Source organism: Streptomyces sp. NBC_01214, assembly GCF_026340975.1.
GTDB lineage: Bacteria > Actinomycetota > Actinomycetes > Streptomycetales > Streptomycetaceae > Streptomyces.
In genome coordinates, this window is the sequence record NZ_JAPEOS010000001.1 from 725,809 (window position 1) to 746,228 (window position 20,420).

General features: G+C 72.4%; 19 protein-coding genes, 1 tRNA gene and 1 pseudogene. 11 read left to right on the plus strand and 10 right to left on the minus strand.

The window, feature by feature from the left end; all coding sequences use genetic code 11:
- Window positions 1-7: 7 nt before the first annotated feature.
- The gene (locus OG594_RS03590) at window positions 8-421 is read right to left on the minus strand and encodes a hypothetical protein (RefSeq protein WP_266595048.1); all 414 of its coding nucleotides are present in this window, start codon (window positions 419-421) and stop codon (window positions 8-10) included.
- Window positions 422-681: 260 nt separating this feature from the next.
- Entirely contained in the window at window positions 682-1,770 is a 1,089-nt protein-coding gene (locus OG594_RS03595) for an ABC transporter ATP-binding protein (RefSeq protein ID WP_266595050.1), read from the minus strand.
- A gap of 183 nt (window positions 1,771-1,953) precedes the next feature.
- Between OG594_RS03595 and OG594_RS03600 the strand changes: the two genes are divergently transcribed.
- Window positions 1,954-2,634 (plus strand): hypothetical protein, encoded by a 681-nt coding sequence (locus OG594_RS03600; protein ID WP_266595052.1) that lies wholly within the window; start codon window positions 1,954-1,956, stop codon window positions 2,632-2,634.
- A 131-nt stretch (window positions 2,635-2,765) separates the two neighbouring features.
- Window positions 2,766-2,843 (plus strand) — tRNA-Thr (locus OG594_RS03605).
- A gap of 57 nt (window positions 2,844-2,900) precedes the next feature.
- On the opposite strand, the gene OG594_RS03610 is transcribed toward OG594_RS03605, so the two are convergent.
- Window positions 2,901-4,286 (minus strand): FAD-binding oxidoreductase, encoded by a 1,386-nt coding sequence (locus OG594_RS03610; RefSeq protein ID WP_266595054.1) that lies wholly within the window; start codon window positions 4,284-4,286, stop codon window positions 2,901-2,903.
- A 592-nt stretch (window positions 4,287-4,878) separates the two neighbouring features.
- On the opposite strand from OG594_RS03610, the gene OG594_RS03615 reads away from it, so the two are divergent.
- Window positions 4,879-5,769 carry an aminoglycoside phosphotransferase family protein gene (locus OG594_RS03615; RefSeq protein WP_266595056.1) on the plus strand — a complete coding sequence of 297 codons (891 nt, stop codon included), beginning with the start codon at window positions 4,879-4,881 and terminating at the stop codon, window positions 5,767-5,769.
- A gap of 32 nt (window positions 5,770-5,801) precedes the next feature.
- On the plus strand, window positions 5,802-6,278 hold the full coding sequence (locus OG594_RS03620; RefSeq protein WP_266595058.1) for a GNAT family N-acetyltransferase: 477 nt from the start codon (window positions 5,802-5,804) through the stop codon (window positions 6,276-6,278).
- A gap of 359 nt (window positions 6,279-6,637) precedes the next feature.
- Here OG594_RS03620 and OG594_RS03625 read toward each other — a convergent pair.
- Window positions 6,638-7,656 (minus strand): annotated as a pseudogene (locus OG594_RS03625) (zinc-binding dehydrogenase).
- A 105-nt stretch (window positions 7,657-7,761) separates the two neighbouring features.
- Between OG594_RS03625 and OG594_RS03630 the strand changes: the two are divergent.
- Window positions 7,762-8,436, plus strand: a complete 675-nt coding sequence (locus OG594_RS03630) for a pentapeptide repeat-containing protein (RefSeq protein ID WP_266595060.1) — start codon at window positions 7,762-7,764, stop codon at window positions 8,434-8,436.
- A gap of 270 nt (window positions 8,437-8,706) precedes the next feature.
- The gene (locus tag OG594_RS03635; RefSeq protein WP_266595063.1) at window positions 8,707-9,771 is read left to right on the plus strand and encodes a glycoside hydrolase family 26 protein; all 1,065 of its coding nucleotides are present in this window, start codon (window positions 8,707-8,709) and stop codon (window positions 9,769-9,771) included.
- Between the two features lie 31 nt (window positions 9,772-9,802).
- On the opposite strand, the gene OG594_RS03640 is transcribed toward OG594_RS03635, so the two are convergent.
- The 3 genes from OG594_RS03640 to OG594_RS03650 are packed head-to-tail and all read right to left on the minus strand — an operon-like array spanning window position 9,803 to window position 12,221.
- Entirely contained in the window at window positions 9,803-10,306 is a 504-nt protein-coding gene (locus OG594_RS03640; RefSeq protein WP_266602566.1) for a hypothetical protein, read from the minus strand.
- Between the two features lie 44 nt (window positions 10,307-10,350).
- A complete protein-coding gene (locus tag OG594_RS03645) occupies window positions 10,351-10,971 on the minus strand; it encodes a response regulator transcription factor (RefSeq protein WP_030009243.1) in 621 nt (206 codons plus the stop codon).
- A complete protein-coding gene (locus OG594_RS03650) occupies window positions 10,968-12,221 on the minus strand; it encodes a sensor histidine kinase (protein WP_266595066.1) in 1,254 nt (417 codons plus the stop codon). Before OG594_RS03650 ends, OG594_RS03645 begins: the two co-directional genes overlap by 4 nt.
- A 385-nt stretch (window positions 12,222-12,606) precedes the next feature.
- On the opposite strand from OG594_RS03650, the gene OG594_RS03655 reads away from it, so the two are divergent.
- Both OG594_RS03655 and OG594_RS03660 read left to right on the plus strand, forming a co-directional pair.
- Complete coding sequence (locus OG594_RS03655) at window positions 12,607-13,173, plus strand: heme-binding protein (protein WP_266595068.1); 567 nt, start codon at window positions 12,607-12,609, stop codon at window positions 13,171-13,173.
- Between the two features lie 32 nt (window positions 13,174-13,205).
- The gene (locus OG594_RS03660; protein ID WP_266595070.1) at window positions 13,206-14,618 is read left to right on the plus strand and encodes a M1 family metallopeptidase; all 1,413 of its coding nucleotides are present in this window, start codon (window positions 13,206-13,208) and stop codon (window positions 14,616-14,618) included.
- Window positions 14,619-14,669: 51 nt separating this feature from the next.
- On the opposite strand, the gene OG594_RS03665 is transcribed toward OG594_RS03660, so the two are convergent.
- Both OG594_RS03665 and OG594_RS03670 read right to left on the minus strand, forming a co-directional pair.
- Window positions 14,670-15,188: a GNAT family N-acetyltransferase gene (locus tag OG594_RS03665; protein WP_266595072.1), complete on the minus strand. Its 519-nt coding sequence runs from the start codon at window positions 15,186-15,188 to the stop codon at window positions 14,670-14,672.
- A gap of 89 nt (window positions 15,189-15,277) precedes the next feature.
- Window positions 15,278-15,853, minus strand: a complete 576-nt coding sequence (locus OG594_RS03670; RefSeq protein WP_030009238.1) for a TerD family protein — start codon at window positions 15,851-15,853, stop codon at window positions 15,278-15,280.
- Window positions 15,854-16,041: 188 nt separating this feature from the next.
- On the opposite strand from OG594_RS03670, the gene arfB reads away from it, so the two are divergent.
- Complete coding sequence (gene arfB, locus OG594_RS03675) at window positions 16,042-16,467, plus strand: alternative ribosome rescue aminoacyl-tRNA hydrolase ArfB (protein ID WP_030009237.1); 426 nt, start codon at window positions 16,042-16,044, stop codon at window positions 16,465-16,467.
- Between the two features lie 172 nt (window positions 16,468-16,639).
- Here the strand turns inward: arfB and OG594_RS03680 are convergent, their stop codons facing one another.
- A complete protein-coding gene (locus OG594_RS03680) occupies window positions 16,640-17,209 on the minus strand; it encodes a flavin reductase family protein (RefSeq protein ID WP_266595076.1) in 570 nt (189 codons plus the stop codon).
- Between the two features lie 303 nt (window positions 17,210-17,512).
- On the opposite strand from OG594_RS03680, the gene cdgB reads away from it, so the two are divergent.
- Both cdgB and OG594_RS03690 read left to right on the plus strand, forming a co-directional pair.
- Window positions 17,513-19,288, plus strand: a complete 1,776-nt coding sequence (cdgB, locus tag OG594_RS03685; protein WP_266595078.1) for a diguanylate cyclase CdgB — start codon at window positions 17,513-17,515, stop codon at window positions 19,286-19,288.
- A 68-nt stretch (window positions 19,289-19,356) separates the two neighbouring features.
- Entirely contained in the window at window positions 19,357-20,379 is a 1,023-nt protein-coding gene (locus tag OG594_RS03690) for a CBM35 domain-containing protein (RefSeq protein WP_266595080.1), read from the plus strand.
- The last annotated feature ends 41 nt before the right edge of the window (window positions 20,380-20,420 follow it).

Genomic DNA, 20,420 nt, shown 5'->3' on the forward strand with positions numbered 1-20,420 from the left:
GCGCGCGTCAGCCCATGGAAGCGACGCCGGAGGCGTACGAGGTGTCGCAGACGGGCCGGGCGAACGACTGGGCCTTCGTCGGGCCGTACGCGTCCACGGCGGCCCGCCCCACCGCCCGCGCGATCCCCACGCAGTGCTCGGCGAGCGACGGCCGCCGGTCCACCTCCTGCTGGAGGTGGGTGAGGACGTCGTCCGGCCGCCCACCCTGCTGCAACTCACCGACGAGCTGGTCGCGCAGCACCTCGTGCGCGGCGCGCGGCTTCGCGGGGACGGAGACGTCCTCGGCGGCAGCGGTCAGGACCTGCGAGGACGAAGTGTCCGCCCAGGGGACCATGGTGACCGCGAGGGTCCCGGACAGGACCAGGACGACGGGCAGGACCAGGGCGAGGGAACGGCCGATACGGCGGGCAGTGTGGGTCACGAGGGCGAGAGTAGCGCTCGGTGAAGATTTGGCGACATTTAGTCACTCTGTCGGGGGATGGTTCGACGTGGTTTTTCGAATTGGGGGTTGACGGTTGGGGCCGAATGGCCCGGTCTGCGGGGGTTGCGACGGCGGTCCCGAACGAGCCGCGGACGGGCGGCGGGCGGGCAGCGGACGGGCAACGGACGCCGGAGGGGCGCCCCTTGACGGGACGCCCCTCCAACGACTGCTAAACCTGCGGGAACTTCTAGTCGGAACTTCTAGTCGGACAGTCGCTCGCCGGAGGAGGTCGAGAAGACGTGGATCTCGTCGGCGCGCGGCACCACGTGGAGGCTGGAGCCCTTCTCCGGGACCTGGCGGCCGCCCACGCGGACCACGAGGTCCTGCGAGCCGCCGGCGGAGGTCGTGGATCCGTAGACGTAGCCGTCGGCGCCGAGCTCCTCGACGACGTTCACGACGATGGTCAGACCGCCGGTCTCGGCGACGTCGAAGTGCTCCGGGCGGACGCCGACCGTGACGGTGCGGTCGCCCGCGTCGGCCGCCGCGGACAGCGCCTCGCGGGACACCGGGACGACGCTGTCGCCGAACTTCACGCCGCCGTCGGTGATCGGGACCTCGACCAGGTTCATGGCCGGCGAGCCGATGAAGCCGGCGACGAAGAGGTTCGCGGGGCGGTCGTACATGTTGCGCGGGGTGTCGACCTGCTGGAGCAGCCCGTCCTTCAGGACGGCCACGCGGTCGCCCATCGTCATGGCCTCGACCTGGTCGTGGGTGACGTAGACCGTGGTGATGCCGAGGTCGCGCTGGAGCGCCGCGATCTGCGTGCGGGTGGAGACGCGGAGCTTGGCGTCGAGGTTCGACAGCGGCTCGTCCATGAGGAACACCTGCGGCTTGCGCACGATGGCGCGGCCCATGGCGACGCGCTGGCGCTGACCGCCGGAGAGCGCCTTCGGCTTCCGGTCGAGGTACTGGGTGAGGTCGAGCATCTTCGCCGCGTCCTCCACCTTCTTGCGGATGGTGGCCTTGTCCTCACCGGCGATCTTGAGCGCGAAGCCCATGTTGTCGGCGACGGTCATGTGCGGGTAGAGCGCGTAGTTCTGGAACACCATCGCGATGTCCCGGTCCTTGGGCGGCAGGTGCGTGACGTCGCGGTCACCGATGCGGATGGCGCCGCCGTTGACGTCCTCCAGGCCGGCCAGCATGCGCAGCGAGGTGGACTTGCCGCAGCCGGACGGGCCGACGAGGACGAGGAACTCGCCGTCGTGGATCTCCAGCTCGAGCTGGTCGACGGCGGGCTTGTCGCCGCCGGGGTACAGCCGGGTCGCCTTGTCGAAAGTGACGGAAGCCATGGTGATGAATCCCTTCTACCGGCAGGAACGTGCCGGACGATCCGAGTGGAAGGAAGAATGGGTCTAGTCCACTAGGTGGACTTCCGCTCGACGCTACCCGCCCGGGCGGCTCCTGTCAGCACCGCACGGACGTGACATCGAAGTCTGTGCGATCTGTCAGCACCCCCTGCTTGGATGACGTGCATGAACGCCACGCATCCTCCCCGCGACGTGCACGAACTGATCACGGTGCTCCCCGACGTCCCGGTCCTGCGGGACCGCTGCCGGGCGCTGGCGGCCCTGGACGCCGTGATGGGTCGCCGGGGCGGCAGCTACTTCGACTACGACCCCGCATGGGGGCCGGGTGTCGAGGCCGCGCTGATGACCAACGGTGCCGGCGACGAGTACGCGATCCTCTTCACGCCCGACGGGGTCTTCGGCCGGGGCTTCGACCACGAGTCCTGGATGAGTCCCTACACGAACGACGACATGGCCCTGTGGCCCGGCCTCGTGGACACCCTGCCGGAGGTCTTCCGGCCGCTGCTCGCGGAGCCGGCCTTCTGCGACGACGACGTGCAGGTGGCCACCGTGGTGTTCTGGCGGGAGAACTCCGACACCGCATGGCGGGCCGGGCCGGTGGAGATCCCCGAGGGCGACGGCGACGGCACGGGCTTCCTCTTCCGGGTCCTGGCGGCCGGCACTGCGGAGGCGTACGTGGACTTCGCGGAGGGCTACTACCAGCGCGACGTGGACCTCGAAGCGGTCCGCCACGTGTTCGCCCTGCGCCCCCTCACGGAGGCGGTGGTCAAGACCCTGAACCCGCGGGCGGAACCGTCCGCCGTGGTGGAGACCGCGGAGGGGGCCGGATATCCGGCCCGCGGCTGAGCGGGGCGGTCCGCGGCAGGACGGAACGCGCGTGTCAGCACCCACTCGGGCGGGTTCAATGCGATGGCCCGGGGATTCGGGTGCTGTGTAGAGTGATGGCGGCTTCGCACGCAGTACACGCGGGCCGCCGTGCCTCCTTAGCTCAGTCCGGCCAGAGCAACGCACTTGTAATGCGTAGGTCGTCGGTTCGAATCCGACAGGGGGCCCCACCGGAACCCCGGCTCAGATCTCTGGGCCGGGGTTCTCGCGTTTCCGCCGGGCCGCGGTCAGTGGCGGCCCGAGATGCGGTCGGCCAGGCGGGCCAGGGGGGTGGTCGTCGGGCGGTGGGTGGCGGTCTCGTGGCGGTCCGCCTCGCGGTAGGCGGCGTAGAGGGCCTGGACGCCGAGCCAGCGGAAGGGTTCCGGCTCCCAGCGGCGGACGCGGTGGTCTACCCAGGGCAGGGCGGTCAGTTCGGTGGATTCGCCGAGGACGAGATCGCGCAGGGTGCGGGCCGCGAGGTTGGCGGTGGCGACGCCCGAGCCCACGTAGCCGCCCGCCCAGCCCAGGCCCGAGGCGCGGTCCAGGGTGACGGTGGCGCACCAGTCGCGGGGCACGCCGAGCACGCCCGACCAGGCATGGGTGATCTCCGTACCCGCGAGCTGCGGGAAGAAGGAGGTCAGGAGGGTGGTCAGGGCGGAGACGGTGGCCGGTTGGGTGCGGCCGTCGTTGTCGGTGCGGGACCCGAAGCGGTACGGGACCCCGCGACCGCCGATCGCGATGCGGTCGTCGGCGGTGCGCTGGGCGTACATGTACGCGTGGGCCATGTCGCCGAGGAGCGTGCTGTCCGACCAGCCCAGTCGGGACCAGGTCTCGGCGGGGAGCGGGGCCGTCACGATCATCGAGGAGTTCATGGGGAGCCACGAGCGCTTCTGACCCTTGAGGGCGGCGGTGAACCCCTCGGTGCAGCGCAGTACGTAGGGCGCGCGGACCGTGCCGTACGGGGTGACGGCCCGGCGCGGGGCGATCTCGGTGACGGGGGTGGACTCGTGGATGACCACCCCGAGGGCTTCGACGGCGGCGGCCAGGCCCTTGACCAGCTTCAGGGGGTGGATGCGGGCGCCGTGGGGGCTCCAGCTGGAGCCGACGGCGTCGGCGATGTCGATGCGGGCGCGGGTGGCGGGGGCGTCGTGGAGCTCGCGGTCGGTCTCGCCGAAGGCGACCTCGTGGGCGTGGAAGGCCTTCAGGCGGCTGAGTTGGGCGGGGGTGCGGGCGACTTCGAGGACGCCGCCGCGGTGGATGTCGGCGTCGATGCCTTCCTTGGCGGCGACGTCGATGACCTCGGTGACGGTCTGGTTCATGGCCTGCTGGAGGCGGCGGGCGGCCGGCCGGCCGTGGAGGGCGGCGTAGCGGTCGCGGCCGGCGATGCCGTTGTAGAGCCAGCCGCCGTTGCGGCCGGAGGCGCCGTAGCCGCAGAACTTCTGTTCCAGGACGGTGATGCGGAGGTCGGGGGCGGCGCGCTTGAGGTAGTAGGCGGTCCACAGGCCGGTGTAGCCGCCGCCGACGATGACGACGTCGGCCGTGCCGTCGGTGGTGAGGGGGGCGCGGGGCGGGGTGGCCGGGGTGCCGCTCCGCTCGGACGCGTACCAGAAGGAAATACCGCCGTTGATCGTCATGGGGGAGTTGGTACACCTCGTTCCGGAAGGGTGTCCAGGGACGGGGTGTCGTGGTTCGGGGGTGGAGGGGTGGCCGGGTGTCCGATGCGGGTGGGGTGGCGGGGGCGTACCGAAAGCCGGCGGCGCGATGCTGTACGGCGGGGCCGGCCCCCCACCGGGCTCCGCCCGGCCCCGCGCCTCAATCGCCGGCGAGGCTGAAAGTGCGAGCCCGCGCCTCAATCGCCGGCGGGGCTGGATGGTGGGGCTGCTCGGCGGTGTGCGGCGCGGCCGGATCCCCACCGGGCTCCGCCCGGCCCCGCGCCTCAATCGCCGGCGAGGCTGAAAAAGCGGGCCCGAGGAGACCTGTAAGGGGATGGGTGGTGCTGTCGGAGCCCTGGTGTGGGGTGGGGACACGTAGGAGGGTCCCCGCAGGACGAGCGCGCAACCCAGGTCGTACGGCAGGACCGCGGCCGTCTGGCGCGAGCCGAGGAGATCCTCGTGCGGGGCACCGCCCCACCCTTTGAAGCCCCGCCGGCGATTGAGGCGACCCCACCTCGGCGCGGGGGATTCGTGCCACCGATCCGACCGCTGAACCGCCGGTTACGGTCTTCGTATGGTTGAGATTCCGGACGGGTTGATCGAGGCGCAGGTCGGGTTCAACGGGGACGCGGGGCGGGAGTTCATCGCCGCCTTGCCCGCGCGGGCGGCGCGCTTCTTGGACCAGTGGGGGCTGCGGCGGACCGGGCCGGTGATGCACGGGGTGACGGCGCTGGTGTTGCCGGTGGAGCGGGCCGACGGCAGCGGGGCCGTGCTGAAGCTGGTGTCGCTGGACGAGGAGAGCGTGGGGGAGCCGGTCGCGCTGCGCGCGTGGGCCGGCCAGGGGTGCGTACGGCTGCTGGAGCACGACGTGGACACCGGGACCCTGCTGCTGGAGCGGTTGGACGAGGGGCGGGATCTGGCGGCGCTCGCGCGGGAGGACGCGCGGCAGGCGGTCGTGGTGGTCGGGGAGTTGCTGGCACGGCTGACGGCGGTGCCGGCTCCGGCCGGGTTGCGCGGGCTCGGTGAGATGGCCTCCGGGATGTTGGAGGAGGTGCCGCGGGCGCTGGGGCAGCTGGTGGACGCGCGGGACCGGCGGGTGCTGAAGGACTGCGCGGCGGCGGTGGCGGAGGTCGTGGGGGAGCCGGGGGACCGGCTGCTGCACTGGGACCTGCACTACGAGAACGTGCTGGCGGGCGGCCGGGAGCCGTGGCTGGCGATCGACCCCAAGCCCCTGGCGGGCGATCCGGGTTTCGATCTGATGCCGGCGATCATCAACAACTTCCGGGCCGGGGACGTGCGGTGGCGGTTCGACCTGCTGACGGAGGTGGCGGGGCTGGAGCGGGAGCGGGCGCGCGCCTGGACGCTGGGGAGGGTGCTCCAGAACTGCCTGTGGGACGTGGCGGACGGGGAAGAGCGCCTGGACGAGGACCAGTTGACCGTCGCCGAGGTGCTCATGGAGCGGTGACGGGGCTTGGGGCTCAGTCCTAGGCTGCGGGCATGATCCGTAGCGCTGAAGTCGACGACGTGCCCGCCATCCACGCGATGATCCGCGAACTCGCGGAGTACGAGAAGGTGCCGCACGAGGCGCGGGCCACCGAGGAGCAGCTGCGGGAGGCGCTGTTCGGGGCGCGCCCGGCGGTGTTCGCGCACGTCGCGGAGACGGAGGACGGGGAGGCCGTGGGCTTCGCGATCTGGTTCCTGTCCTTCTCGACGTGGCGCGGGGTGCACGGGATCTATCTGGAGGACCTGTACGTGCGGCCGGGCGTGCGCGGTGGCGGCCACGGCAAGGCGCTGCTGCGGGAATTGGCGCGGACCTGTGTCGGGCGGGGGTACGAGCGGCTGGAGTGGTCGGTCCTCGACTGGAACGTGCCTGCCATCGACTTCTACCGATCGGTCGGAGCGGTACCGATGGACGAGTGGACCGTGAACCGCCTGACGGACGACGCCCTCCGCAAGCTCGGCGGGGCGGGGTGAGCGCACCGGAGTCCTTGCCGCCGGTCGCTCCCGCGCTCAAGGCAGCCCTCCGCCACCTGCGGAGCGTGCGTGGCCAGCGTCCCGGAGCGCCCTGCACCGATGCGGCTTACGCGGCATGGCGGGATGACATTGCCGAGGCTCTGGACAACCTGGCGGAGCACCTGGAGCACCTGGAGCACCCTGCGGACCGGGCCACGGCACGTGCCGAGGCGGTGGCCGCCCGCGCGGGACGACCACGAACCCCTCCCCGTCCTTGATGTTCTGGAGCCCCGCGTCGTCGTGGGGGTCGGGCATCCGTCGTTGCCGGAGTTGAGTTGCCCCTCCCACCAGTGGACAAGTCCCGACCGGGACGGGGCGGGTCAGGGTTCCAGGACTACTTTGCCGGTGGTGGCGCGGGTCTCAAGGTCGTGGTGGGCGGTGGCGGCTTCGGCGAGCGGGTAGCGGGTCAGGGCGGGGCGCAGGCGGCCCGCGGCGGCTTCGGCGAGGGCGCGGGTTTCCAGGACGCGCAGCGGGTCGGGGGCGCCGACCTGCTGGAGCATGGTGGGGCCGAGGACGCCCCGGGTGGTGATGGCGCGGGCGTCGAGGTCGGCGCGTTCGGCGTCGGTGAGGTGGAGGGGACCGCCGGACCAGCCGAAGACGAGGTGCCGGGCGCCGGGGGCGAGGAGGCCGAGGGCGGTGCGGGCGGTTTCGCCGCCGACGGAGTCGAAGAGGACGGTGGCGCCGCCGGGGTGGTGGGCGCGTACGGCGTCGGACCAGCCGGGGTCGGTGTAGTCGAGGGCGAGGTGGGCGCCGTTCGCCGCGGCCCGGGCGGTTTTGGCGGGGCCGCCGGCGAGGGCGATGACGGTGGCGCCGGCGTTGACCGCGTACTGGACGAGGAGGGTGCCGATGCCGCCGGCGGCGGCGGGGATCAGGGCGACCGAGTCCGGGCCGAGGTCGGCGAACTGCAGGATCCCGAGGGTGGTGCGGCCGGTGCCGATCATGGCGACGGCCTCGGCGGGGTCGAGGCCGGGCGGTACGGGGTGCAGGCGGTCGGCGTCGGCGTCGGCGTACTGGGCGTAGCCGCCGGGGGCGAAGCCGAGGTGGACGACGACGGTGCGGCCGAGCCAGGCGGGGTCGGTGCCGGGGCCGAGGGCGTCGACGGTGCCGGCGACCTCGCGGCCGGCGGGGGCACCTCCCAGCGGTAGCTGGGGGAGGTCGGGAGCTCGGGGAGCGGGGCGGGCGGGCCCTGGATGCCCTGGCGGAGGCTCGTGTCGAGGAGGTGGACGCCGGCGGCGGCGACCGCGATGCGGACCTGGCCGGGGGCGGGGACGGGAGCGTCGGTGTGCTCGTAGGAGAGGTTCTCGGCGGGGCCGAAGGCGTGGAGGCGGATGGCTCGCATGGTGGGCATGACGATCACGGTGCTACCTCGAGCGGGGTTGAGGTCAAGGGCGGCCGTCGGCGACTGTTGGCGGCTGTTGTCAGTGGGGTGGTTCACGATGGGGGCATGGCGCGCAAAGGGCAGCAGGAGACGGTCAAGGCGGCGCGGCGGCCGGAGCTGAGGTTGCCCGAGCTGACGGTGTGGGAGGGGGACGGGCTGGAGCCGGACGGGGACTACGACGGGCTGGAGTTCGTGGATCTCGACCTGGCGGGGCAGGAGGGGATCGGGGCCCGGTTCATGGACTGCGCGGTGCGACGGTGCGCGCTGGACGAGGCGGGGCTGGCGAAGGCCCGGATCCTGGATTCGGTGCTGGAGGGTGTCCGGGGGGTGGGGACGGACCTGTCGGGGGCTTCGCTGCGGGACGTGGAAGTGGTGGACGCGCGGCTGGGCGGGGTGCAGCTGCACGGGGCGGTGCTGGAGCGGGTGGTGGTCCGCGGGGGCAAGATCGACTACCTGAACCTGCGGAAGGCGCGGCTCAAGGACGTGGTCTTCGAGGGGTGCGTGCTGGTGGAGCCGGACTTCGCGGGAGCGGTGCTGGAGCGGGTGGAGTTCCGGGACTGTGCCCTGCGGGGGGTGGATTTCAGCGGGGTGCGGATGGGGGACGTGGATCTGCGGGAGGCGTCCGTGCTGGAGATCGCGCGGGGGGTGGATTCGCTGACCGGGGCGGTGATCAGCCCGGCGCAGCTGTTCGACCTGGCCCCGGCGCTTGCTTCCCAGCTGGGGGTGCGGGTCGTTTCGTAGCCTGCGGCATCGTTGCCGGGGCGCTGCCCCGGACCCCGCGCCTCAAACGCCGGCGGGGCTGAAGATTGGGGCGCTGCCCCGGGCCCCGCGCCTCAAGCGCCGGCGGGGCTGAAGATTGGGGCGCTGTCCCCTGGCGGCGGGGCCCGGTGGGGGCGGGTGGGTGGTTGCGGCGAATGGCCGAGTGGGCGGGTGTGCGGACGAGCGGGGCATCGGATGAGGTGCCTAACGTCGCAGGCAGACACATCGGTGAGTGAGGCCTGTGGAGGTGGCATGTTCCGTCGGAGCCGCTGGATGGCGGGTGCCTGCGCCAGTACGGTCGCCGTCGGCCTGCTCGTCGTGGGGGGCTTCTTCGGGAGCCCGCCGCCGCGGGATGGAGCCGGGGGCAGCGCGGGGACGGAGGGCGCCGAGGTCACCGGGGTCGCCGTGGGCGCCTATCTCCACTACGACTCGCCCGGCGTCGAGCGGATGGAGGAACTTTCGCGCTGGCTCGGCGGTACCGAGCTGCGCGCAGGGCACACCTATCTGCCCGGCGACACCTGGTCGAACATCGAGGGGGCACCGGATTCGCTGCGCACCTGGGCGCGGTGGCGCAAGGAGAAGGCCGATCGGCTGTTCGTCCTGAACGTGCCCATGCAGGAACGCAACGAGGCCGGTGTTGCCGACGACCGGGTCGCAGAGCTGATCCGTTCCGGCGCCCGGGGCGCGAACGACCACCACTTCCAGCGGTTGGCCAGGCGCCTGGTCGACCTCGGGGTGCCGGACACGGTGATCGTGCTCGGCTGGGAGATGAACGGCTTCAACTACACCCACCGTTGTCGTCCCGACCCGGAGAACTGGAAGACGTACTGGCGGCGCATCGTGGCCGCCATGCGGTCGGTGGAGGGCCAGCGGTTCCGGTTCGACTACGCCCCCAACCGCGGGGGTGACGCGATCGCCTGGACCAGCTGCTATCCCGGCGACGACGTGGTCGACGTGATCGGCATGGATTCCTACGACCAGGAGCCCGGCCGGACCTTCGACGAGCAGGTCACCCAGCCCTACGGACTCCAGCAGCAGGTCGACTTCGCGAAGGCGCACGGCAAGCGGATCTCGTACCCCGAATGGGGGCTGTTCCGCCACGGCGACAATCCCGAGTACGTGCGGCGCATGCTGGCCTGGTTCGCCGAGCACCAGCCGCTCTACCACAGCATCACCGACTACTGCCCGCACGGCGTGTGGCAGTGCGGGCAGAACCCGCGCTCCACCCAGGTGTTCCGGGAGCTCCTGTCCGCCGGGCCGGCGGGGCCGACGGGGCCCACGGGGCCCACGGGGCCCACGGGCTCGCCGCGGCCCTGACCGCCCCGGAGGGCGGGCCGCGGGAGCCGGCCTACGCCGGGACGCGGGGGAAGCGGGCCTGGAGGGTCCAGATGGCCGGGTTGTCGGCGAGGCCGTCGTGCATGTCGATCAGGTCGGCGATGAGGTCGTGCAGGAAGTCGCGCGCCTCGCGGCGCAGCAGGCGGTGGCTGAAGGTCAGCGGGGCTTCCTCGGCCGGCATCCAATCGGCCTCGACGTCGACCCAGCCGAAGCGGCGCTCGAAGAGCATCCGGTCCGTGGACTCGGTGAAGTCGAGTTCGGCGAACTGCCGGTTGGCGGAGCGGTTGCCGCGGGGGTCCTTGTCGAGCTGCTCGACGATGTCGCACAGGGCCCAGGCGAAGTCCAGTACGGGCACCCATCCCCAGGCTGTGGACACTTCCCGGTCCTTGTCGGTGTCGGCGAGGTAGACGTCCCCGCAGAACAGGTCGTGCCGCAGGGCGTGGACGTCCGCGGAGCGGTAGTCGGTCTGCGGGGGGTCCGGGAAGCGCCGGGAGAGGGAGTAGCCGATGTCGAGCACGTAGCTGATGGTGTCACGGGTGCCGGGGGCGTTCACCTCCGGTGTCAGGGCAGGAGGCGCTGTTCCTTGGCCACGGAGACCGCGCCGGCGCGGGTGTCGACGCCGAGTTTGTCGTAGATGCGGCCCAGGTGGGTCTTGACGGTGGCCTCGCTGATGAACAGGGCGCGGGCGATGTCGCGGTTGCCCAGGCCCCGGGCCAGCTGGCCGAGGATGTCGAGTTCGCGGTCGGTCAGGGTGGGGCGGGTGCCGCGCATGTGGGCCATGACCCGGCTGGCCACCGGTGCGGACAGGGTGGTGCGGCCCTGGGCCGCGGAGTGGATGGCGGCGAAGAGTTCCTCCGGGCGTTCGGCCTTGAGGAGGTAGCCGGTGGCGCCGGCGCCGATCGCGCGGGTGATGTCCGCGTCGGTGTCGTAGGTGGTGAGGACCAGCACGTGCGGGGGCCGGGGGAGCGCCGTGATGCGGCGGGTCGCCTCGACGCCGTCGATGCCCTCGCCCAGCTGGAGGTCCATCAGGACCACGTCGGGGTGGAGCTTCGCGGCGAGGGCGACGGCCTCCTCGCCGCTGCCCGCCTCGCCGAGTACCTCGATGTCGGGCTCGCTGCCGAGCAGGGCCAGGAGTCCGGCGCGGACCACCACGTGGTCGTCGCAGAGGAGGATCGTCGTCATGGGGCCGGCTCCAGGGGGATGGCCGCGGAGAGGACGGTGCCCTCGCCCGGCGTGGATTCGATCGTCAGGGTGCCGCCGAGCTGGCGGACGCGGGCCCGCATGGCCGGGAGGCCGTGCCCGCGGTCGGGGGAGCCGGTGCGGGTGCCGGTGCGGGTGCCGATGCCGCTGTCGGTGCCGGTGCGGGGTTGTGTGAAGCCGTGGCCGTCGTCGGCGACGTCCAGGACGACCTGGTCGCCCAGGAAGCTCAGGGTGAGGGCGGTCGTACGGGCGCCGGAGTGCTCGCGGACGTTGGCCAGCGCGCCCTGGGCTATGCGCAGCAGGGCGGACTGGACGCGGTCCGGGAGCGGGGCCGGGGTGCCTTCGAGGTGGAAGCGGACCTCGATGTCCGGGCCGGCGTCGAGGGAGCGCAGGGCTTCGGCGAGGCCCGCGCCGTCGGCGAGCTCGGGCGGGGCCAGGTCGTGCACGAGCCGGCGGGCTTCGGCGAGGCCGTGGGCCGCGATGCCGGTGGCGGTACGGACGTGCGCGCGGGCGGTGGCCGGGTCGGTGTCCCAGGTGCGGTCCGCGGCCTGGAGCAGCATCTGCTGGCTGGACAGGTTCTGGGCGAGGGTGTCGTGGATCTCCATGGACAGCCGCTGCCGTTCGGCGAGGGTGCCTTCGCGGCGTTCGGTGGCGGCCAGCTCGCGGCGGGTGCGGATCAGGTCGTCGATGAGGGTGCGCTGGGCCTGGGCCTGGCGCTCCATGTGGACGAAGACGGCGGTGGCGAGGGCGGCGACGGCGGGCGGGGCCAGGAGGAGGTTGGGGTCGAAGGACTTGGCCAGCTGGAGCTGGGCGATCACCACGAAGCCGGTGAGGAGGGCCACGAGGACGATGGCGGCGCGCGGCGGGAGGGTGCGCAGGGCGGTGAAGAACAGCGGTACGGCGCACCAGGCGAAGCTCGGCGCGAGGACGACCAGGACCATCCAGGTGGTGACGACCAGGCCGAGCCAGAGCAGCCGCCGGGCGGTGGGGGCGGCGCCGAGGGCGGGGCCGAGTACGTAGAGCAGGGCCAGGGTGATGCTGAGGGCGAGGATCCACGGGGTGCGGGGTTCGCCGGGGTGGCGGAGGAGGAAGCGGACCAAGGAGGCGCCGAGGAGGAGGAAGAACGCGGTGTGGGCGACCGTGGTCAGCGTGCGGGTGTCGTCGCGCGGCGCGGGTGGTGGCGGTGGTGGCGGCGGGGCGGGGTGCACGGGGTGCTCCTCGGTCGGGGGCATGCGTCCATTGTCGGCGGCGGCGCCGCTCCGGGGCTCCGCCCCGCACCCCGCGCCTCAAACGCCGGCGGGGCTGAGGGGTGGCGGGGCTGAGGGGGTGGCGGGGCTGGAAGTGCGGGGCTTCGCCCCCGGCCCGCGCCTCGAGCGTCGGCGGGGGTGGCGGGGGTGGAGGAGGGCGTGAATAGGAGATACCGCGCCGGAGGCGGGCCGCATCGACCGATCGGATGACCCCGGGGTCATCCGGTGCGGTGGGCGGGGCGAGCCGGTACGGGGACGGGGGGCGCGGGGTTCCGGGGCGAGGCTTGGAGCAGTGAAGGAGCCGGTACGACCGGCCCGGAGCGACCCGATGCCGACCCCGTGCCCCGTGCCACCGTTCTCAGGAGCAGAGATGAACACCCGCACCCGCGTTCTCACCGGTACCGCCCTCGCCGTCGCCCTGGGCGCCGGAGCCTTCGGTGCCGTGAGCGCCAGCGCGACCCCCGCCTCCGACGCCGCCTCGGCGTCCGTCGCCCCGGCCTCCTCGAAGAAGGACGGGCCGGCCGGCAAGGACTTCACCACGACGACGCACCTCACCGTCGACGCCGCGACCCGCGCCGCCCAGGCCGCGCTGAAGGCCGCCGAGTCCGAGAACCAGAAGGTGACGGTCGCGGTCGTCGACCGCAACGGCAACACCATCGTCACCCTGCGCGGCGACGGCGCGGGTCCGCAGTCCTACGAGTCGGCGCAGCGCAAGGCCTTCACCGCCGTGTCCTGGAACGCCCCGACCTCGGTGCTCGTGGGCCGCCTCGCCCAGACCCCGAACCTGAAGGACATCCCCGGCACCCTCTTCCTCGGTGGTGGCACCCCGGTCCAGGCGAACGGCGCGCCCGTCGCCGGTGTCGGCGTGGCCGGTGCCCCGAGCGGTGACCTGGACGAGAAGTTCGCCAAGGCGGGCGTGGACGCGCTCGGCAAGTAACCCGCGGAGCCGGGCCGCCTAGGATCGAGCACGTGGAACTCCGTGCTCTCTCCCGCCTCGCCGCCCCTGCCGTCGCCGCCCTGCTCGCCCTCACCACGGGGTGTACGGGGGAGACGGTGCAGGGGCGGCCGGGTGCGTCGGGGCTGCGCGATCCGTACTTCCCCCGGGCCGGGAACGGCGGCTACCAGGTCGACCACTACGCGCTGGACCTGGACTACGACCCCGCCGACGGGCAGCTGCACGGAAAGGCCGTGATCACGGCCCGCGCCGGGCAGGCGCTCAGCTCCTTCAACCTGGACCTCAGCGGCCTGGACGTCGAGCGCGTGACCGTCCAGGGCGAGGGGGCCCGGTACAACCGGACCGGCACCGAGCTGACCGTGCGCCCCGCCGAGGACCTGAAGAAGGGCGAGGTCTTCCGGACGGAGGTCGACTACAGCGGGAAGCCGAAGTCCCTCGCCGATCCGGACGGGGCCAAGGAGGGCTGGATCACCACGGAGGACGGCGCGGTCGCCGTCGGCGAGCCGGTCGGGTCGATGACCTGGTTCCCCGGCAACCACCATCCCAGCGACAAGGCCGCGTACGACATCACGCTCACCGTTCCGCGTGGCTACGAGGCGGTGTCGAACGGCGAGTTGCGCTCCCGTACCGAGGGCGCGGACGGGCGGACCGCCTTCGCGTGGCACAGTCCGGAGCCGATGGCGAGCTATCTGGCGACCGCCGCCGTCGGGCGGTACAAGGTGACGACCGGGCGGACGCCCTCGGGGACCGGCCTCTACAGCGCCGTGGCGCCCGGGGAGGAGGCCGCGAGCACCGGTCCGCTCGCGCGGCTGCCGGAGATGGTGGAGTGGAGCGGCGGCCGGTTCGGCCCGTACCCCTTCGCCACGGCGGGTGCGATCGTGGTGCCCACCGGAACCCTCGCCTACGCCCTGGAGACCCAGGGCCGGCCCGTCTACTCCGGCGCGCCCGAGGACGAGGAGCTCGTCGTGCACGAGCTCGCGCACCAGTGGTTCGGCAATTCGGTGTCGCCGAAGTCCTGGAAGGACATCTGGCTCAACGAGGGTTTCGCGACCTACGCCGAGTGGCTGTGGGCCGAGGACCACGGCGGGCCCACGGCGCAGCAGCACTTCGAGGCGTTCCTGGCCGGGGACACGGACGTGGACGAGGACGCCGGTGTCGACTGGGACGCGTTCCCGCCGGCCGCCCCGCCCGGGCCCGAGGAGATCACCGCGTCCCCGGTGTACTACCGCGGCGCGATGGTCCTGCACCGGATCCGCCAGGAGGTGGGCGACGAGAAGTTCTTCGCCCTGGTGCGCGGCTGGGCCACCGACCACCGCCACGGGAACGCGAACACGTCCGAGTTCACCGTCTACGCCGAGAAGAAGACGGGGCAGGACCTGAAGGAGGTCTGGGACGTGTGGCTGTACGGGAAGGACCGGCCGAAGTAGCAGCCTCAGTGGCCCAAGTGGCCCAAGTGGCCTGAGCGGCGGACCGGTCCGTTACGGGGCTTCGAGCGGCTTGCGCAGCACGGTGCAGTCGCGGCCCAGCTCACGGTCCTTGGCCTTGCGCAGGGTGACGTACCCCCGGGACTGCCAGAAGGCGAGGGCGCCGGGGTTGTTGTCCAGTACGGCGATGCGGACGTCCGCGCGTCCGGCGGCGCGGAAGCGGTCCTCGACCAGGGTGGCCACGGCGCGGCCGTATCCCTCGCGGTGCGCGGTGGCGTCGATGAGCAACAGGCCGATCCACGGGTCCGGGTCGTCGTCGGCGGGTGCCTGCGCGAGGGTGGCGGCCAGCCCGACGAGGCGTCCGGCGGACCGGGCGAGGAGCACCTCGGCACCGTCGTGGGCGAGTTCGCCGGCGAGCGCGGCGGCGACCTGTTCGACCGTGATGCGGTCCGGGTCGGGAAAGTCTCCGCTGAGTTCGAAGAACGCGTGGTTCGTCGAGTAGAGGGTCGCGATCTCGGCGAGTACCGGGCCGGGAAGGGCGCCGTCGATGGGGACGAGCGGTTGCAGGATCACCTGTCGAACGGTAGCGAAGCCCCCTCCCCGGACGGCCGGGAGGGGGCTTCACCAGCGCTGGTGTCCGGCGGGTGCCGGACCGTGCGGTCTTAGACGTTGACGCCGAAGTCCTGCGCGATGCCGGTGAGGCCGGAGGCGTAACCCTGGCCGACGGCGCGGAACTTCCACTCGGCGCCGTTGCGGTAGAGCTCGCCGAAGACCATGGCGGTCTCGGTCGCCGCGTCCTCGGAGAGGTCGTAGCGGGCGATCTCGGCGCCGCCGGCCTGGTTCACGACGCGGATGTACGCGTTGCGGACCTGGCCGAAGTTCTGGCTGCGGGCCTCGGCGTCGTAGATGGAGACCGGGAAGACGATCTTGTCCACGTCGGCCGGGAGGCCGGCGAGGTTGACGTTGATGGCCTCGTCGTCGCCCGCGCCCTCGCCGGTGCGGTTGTCACCGGTGTGGACGATGGTCTGGTCCGGGGTGGACTTGTTGTTGAAGAAGACGAAGTGGCCGTCGGAGACGACCTTGCCGGTCGGGTTGACCGCGATGGCCGAGGCGTCGAGGTCGAAGTCGACTCCGGTGGTCGTACGGACGTCCCAGCCGAGGCCGACCGTGACGGCAGCGAGGCCCGGGGCCTCCTTCGAGAGCGAGACGTTGCCGCCCTTGGACAGGCTGACAGCCATGGGATTGTCCCTTTCCTCATCCAACATGCACGTACAGGCGGTCAAACTACCGCTGCCCCCTATAACGCGACGAGAGGCCGGTCGGGTTCCCGTCGTGAATTGTCCGTGACGGGGAATCTCCGTGAGCCGAATGGGCAGGGCGGAAAATGCGGGTGACGGCGGCCGCGTCGGGGGCGGATCATAGGGGCATGCCTGGTCCTTACGTCATCCGCGGTTCCGTCGTGCTTCCCGAGGGGGAGCTCGCCTGGCGGTTCTCGCGGTCCTCGGGGCCGGGCGGTCAGCACGTGAACACTTCGGACTCGCGCGTGGAGCTGCTGTTCGACCTGGCGGCCACCAAGGCGCTGCCCGAGGTGTGGAAGGAGCGGGCGCTGGAGCGGCTCGCGGCGAAGCTGGTGGACGGGGTGGTGACCGTACGGGCCTCCGAGCACCGCTCGCAGCTGCGCAACCGGGAGATGGCACTGGTCCGGCTGGCCTCGCTGCTGGCCGAGGCGACGGCGCCGCCGCCGAAGCAGCGCCGGCCGACGAAGATCCCGCGCGGGATCAATGAGCGCCGGCTGCGCGAGAAGAAGGCGCGGGCCGAGACCAAGCGCGGCCGCACGGGCCGGGACTGGTAGCCCCGCCGGTGCCCGTCTTACGCGCCTCAGGATCCCTACGGGCCCCACGAGCTCCGGGTGCGCTGCGTGCCCTCCGCGTCCAGCGTGCCCTGCGTGCGCTGCGTGTCCTACGAGCCCTACGGGCCCCACGGCCCCCACGAGCGCCGGGTGCGCCCTCCGCGTCCTGCGTGTCCTACGAGCCCAGGTGTCGGTAGCGCCCGCGGAAGTACGTCAGCGGCTGCCCGTCCGGGGACGGCAGGCCGGCCGTCAGGACCCGGCCGACGACCAGGGTGTGGTCGCCCGCCTCGACGCGGTTCTCCGTACGGCATTCCAGGGTGGCCAGGGCGCCGTTCAGCAGGGGGGCGCCGGAGGCCTCGCCGCGTACGTACGGCAGGTCGGCGAAGAGCAGCCGGTCGCTGATGCGGCCCTTCATCGAGAAGCGGCCCGCCACCTGGAGCTGGTGGTCGGCGAGGACCGACACCGCCCACAGGGGCTGTTCCGCCAGCAGGTCGTCCATCCGGGAGCCCTCCCGCAGGCTCACCAGGACCAGCGGCGGGTCCAGGGACACGGACATGAAGGCGGTCGCCGTCATGCCGACGTCCTCGCCGCGCGGGCCGTCCGCCGTCAGCGGGGGCTCGTGCGCGGTGATCAGGCACACGCCCGCCGCCAGCCGGGACATCGCAGCCCGGAACTCGTCATTGCTCACTCCCTCAGCATGGGGGGTTCCGTGGGACGGGGCGGGTACGGGGGTCGTCTTCAGCACGCTGAAACGCTAATCTCGCCCTTCCGCGCCGCACATCGGGCCCTGGTCCGAGTCGCGCCCCCGCCCCTTGGCCTAGGCCCGGGCGTATCGTTTGCTCTCGAGAATGCGGGGGAGCGCTCCCAGTCAGTGCACGAGCCCGGTGCGCACCGATATTCATCTGATGTGACTTGAGTCACAGAGGGCAAGATTTGTTGACCCTGTGTACCTGCCGCACAGCTCACTGTGATTCAGTGGACGGGACACCGCAACGAAACGCCGATGACAAACCTGGAGTTGCTGTCGAGGTCTCGGGGAGAGCGAGCAATGGAGACCGAGTCGGAGCCGTACGTCCGTCTTGCGACCCTGCGGCAGCTGCATCGGGTGGTGGCCGAGCTCAATACGGCCCGGAGCCTGGCGGACACCCTGCAGACCGTCGTGGACGGCATCGTCGTGGGGCTCGGCTACGAACTCGCCTGTGTCAACCTCGTTCGCCCGGACGGTGATCTCGTCGTCGCCGCCTTCGCCGGCGATCCTGCTGCGGAGGCCCTCATCACCGGCCGCGTCGGCTCCCGCGCCTCCTGGGAGCGCCGCCTGACGATGGGTGAGAACTGGGACGGGCTCAGGTTCATCCCGCACACCGAGGGCTGGGTCCTCATGGAGGACGACGTCCCCCAGTGGCACACCGACGGCCCCGATCCGCGGTTCGAGGACGAGTGGCACCCCGAGGACCGGCTCTACGCGCCCATGTACGCGTCCGGCGGGGAACTTCTGGGTGTCATTTCGGTGGACAGACCGCGCAACGGCCGCCGGCCCGGCGCCTGGGGCCGCGAAGCGCTCCAGATGTACGCCTTCCAGGCCGCGATTGCGATCAGCAATGCCAGGCTCAGGGCGAACATGCAGCGCGCCCTCGTCCGGCTGGAGCGCGAGCAGCAGGCGCTGCGGGCCAGTGAAGAGTCGTTCCGCCAGGCCTTCGAGTACGCGCCCAGCGGGATGGCGATCGCCGAGATGGGCGGGGACCAGCACGGCCGGCTGCTGCGGACCAACGACGCGCTGTGCCGGCTGCTCGGCCGGCCCGCCTCCGTCCTGCGCCGCTACTCCTTCTCCGACCTGGTCCACCCCGAGGACATCGGCACCCTGCTGCGCACCTCCGCCGAGGGCGGCCGGGCCGAGCTGCGGCTGGGGCGCCGCGACGGCACGTATGTATGGGTCTCGCTGCGCAACTCCGTCGTCGCCGACGCGGCCGACGGGCCCCGGTTCCTGCTCACGCACGTCGAGGACATCGAGGAGCGCAAGCGGCACGAGCTCCAGCTCGCCCACCGCGCCAGCCACGACTCGCTGACCGGCCTGCCCAACAGCGCCGAGCTGCGGGCCCGGCTCGGCGCCCGGCTGTGCCGTAGGCCACAGTCCGTACGGGCCAGCGCGATCGAGGCGCTGGACGCGGCCTTCGAGGGGCGCGACGGATACGACGGGCACGCGGCGCACGGGCCGCACGGGGGGCATGCGGCGCACGCGGGGCACGACGGGAACCCGGTGGGGGCGGAGGCGGGTGGTGCCGGTGAGCACGGGTTTCATGCCGACGGCCCCGACCTGTTCACCGGGGCCGACCCCTTCGAGTTCCCCGGGGCGCCGCCCGCCCCGTCGGATGGTCCGTACGACCACCACGTGCACACGGTGGCGCCCGCGACCGACATCGACGACGGGACGAAGGGGCTCGCGGTCCTCTTCTGCGACCTGGACGGCTTCAAGTCGATCAACGACCGGTTCGGGCACCACACGGGCGACGCGGTCCTGATCGAGGTGGCCCGGCGGCTGACGACCGGCGTCAGGGACGGTGACACCGTCGCCCGGCTGGGTGGTGACGAATTCGTCGTCCTTGCCGACGGTCTGGGCGCCGCCGACGCCGCCGACCTCGCCGTCCGGCTGCGCAACGCGATCATCCCGCCGATCAGGGTGGACGGCCGTGCGGTGCGGGTCGGGGCCAGTTTCGGCATCGGCTGGGCCAGCTGCGGGATGTCCGCCGACGAGGTGCTGCGCTCCGCCGATCAGCGGATGTACATCGAGAAGAGGTCCCGGTCGAAGGCGCATCGCCGGGCGGGATGACGCGGTCTGCCGCTCGTGGGGGCACCTGTTCGGGGTAGGCTCCCGGGGGTCGAAAGGAGTGACCTGCGATGACGACGCCCGCGAACAACGGCCCGCACGGTGGGGCGAACAAGCCCGAGGACGACGATCCGTTCGGCTACCTCTACGAGGATGGCCAGGCGGCCGGAGCCACCCCGCCCGCATCGGGCGGTGGATACGGCTACCCCGGCGCGTCGGCCGGCGGTCATCACGGTCCCCAGCCCGGCGTCCCCCGCACCTCGCACCACCAGGTGCGCACGGTCGGTGAGCGCAGGAACGGCGGCCAGCGCGGACCCGTCCCGCAGCAGAGCCCGGGCTACCAGGCCCAGTACCAGGCCCCCGAAGCGCTCCAGGCGGGCGGCTACGGCGTTCCGCAGCAGGCGCACCCCCCGCAGCACCAGACCCAGACGACTCCGCACCCGGGCGGTCACGGCGGCGGCGGTGGCTCCAGCCGTCGCGGCCTGCTGATCGCGGCCGTCGCGGTGGTCGCCGTGGTCGTGATCGGCATCGTCGCCGCCCTGCAGTTCGGCGACAAGGACAAGGGCGAGGAACAGCCCACCGCGAACGACGGCCAGCAGTCGGCGGCCCCCCAGAACCCGGCCAGCCCGGCCCCGAGCAGCCCGAAGCCCTCGCAGGCCCCGCTGCCCAAGGGCGAGGCGGCCGGTGCGGGCATGGTGCTGACCGGCGGTGCGCGGCTGGAGAGCACGGTGCCCGGTTCGAAGAGCTCGGGCGGCCAGTACGTCGCCGGCTTCAACCAGGTCGGTGCTGCGCTCACCTGGACGGTGGACGTGCCGGAGGCGGGCGAGTACACGCTGTTCGTCAACTACGGCGTTCCCGGCAAGCCCGGCAAGGCGACCCTCACGGTCAACGGGCAGAGCCCGAACCAGTCGCTGAACCTGGACAACTTCGCCAGGGCGGCGGACGGCGCCTGGGACAAGGGCTGGACGCGCACCTTCGCGTTCATCAACCTCAAGAAGGGCACGAACGCGATGAAGATCTCGTGCGAGGCCGGCAACCAGTGCGACGTCGTCTTCGACCAGCTGGAGCTGGCTTCGGGCCACGTCAGGCGCTGACGGCGCTGACGGCGGGGGCGGCGGGGGCGGACGCCCCCGGA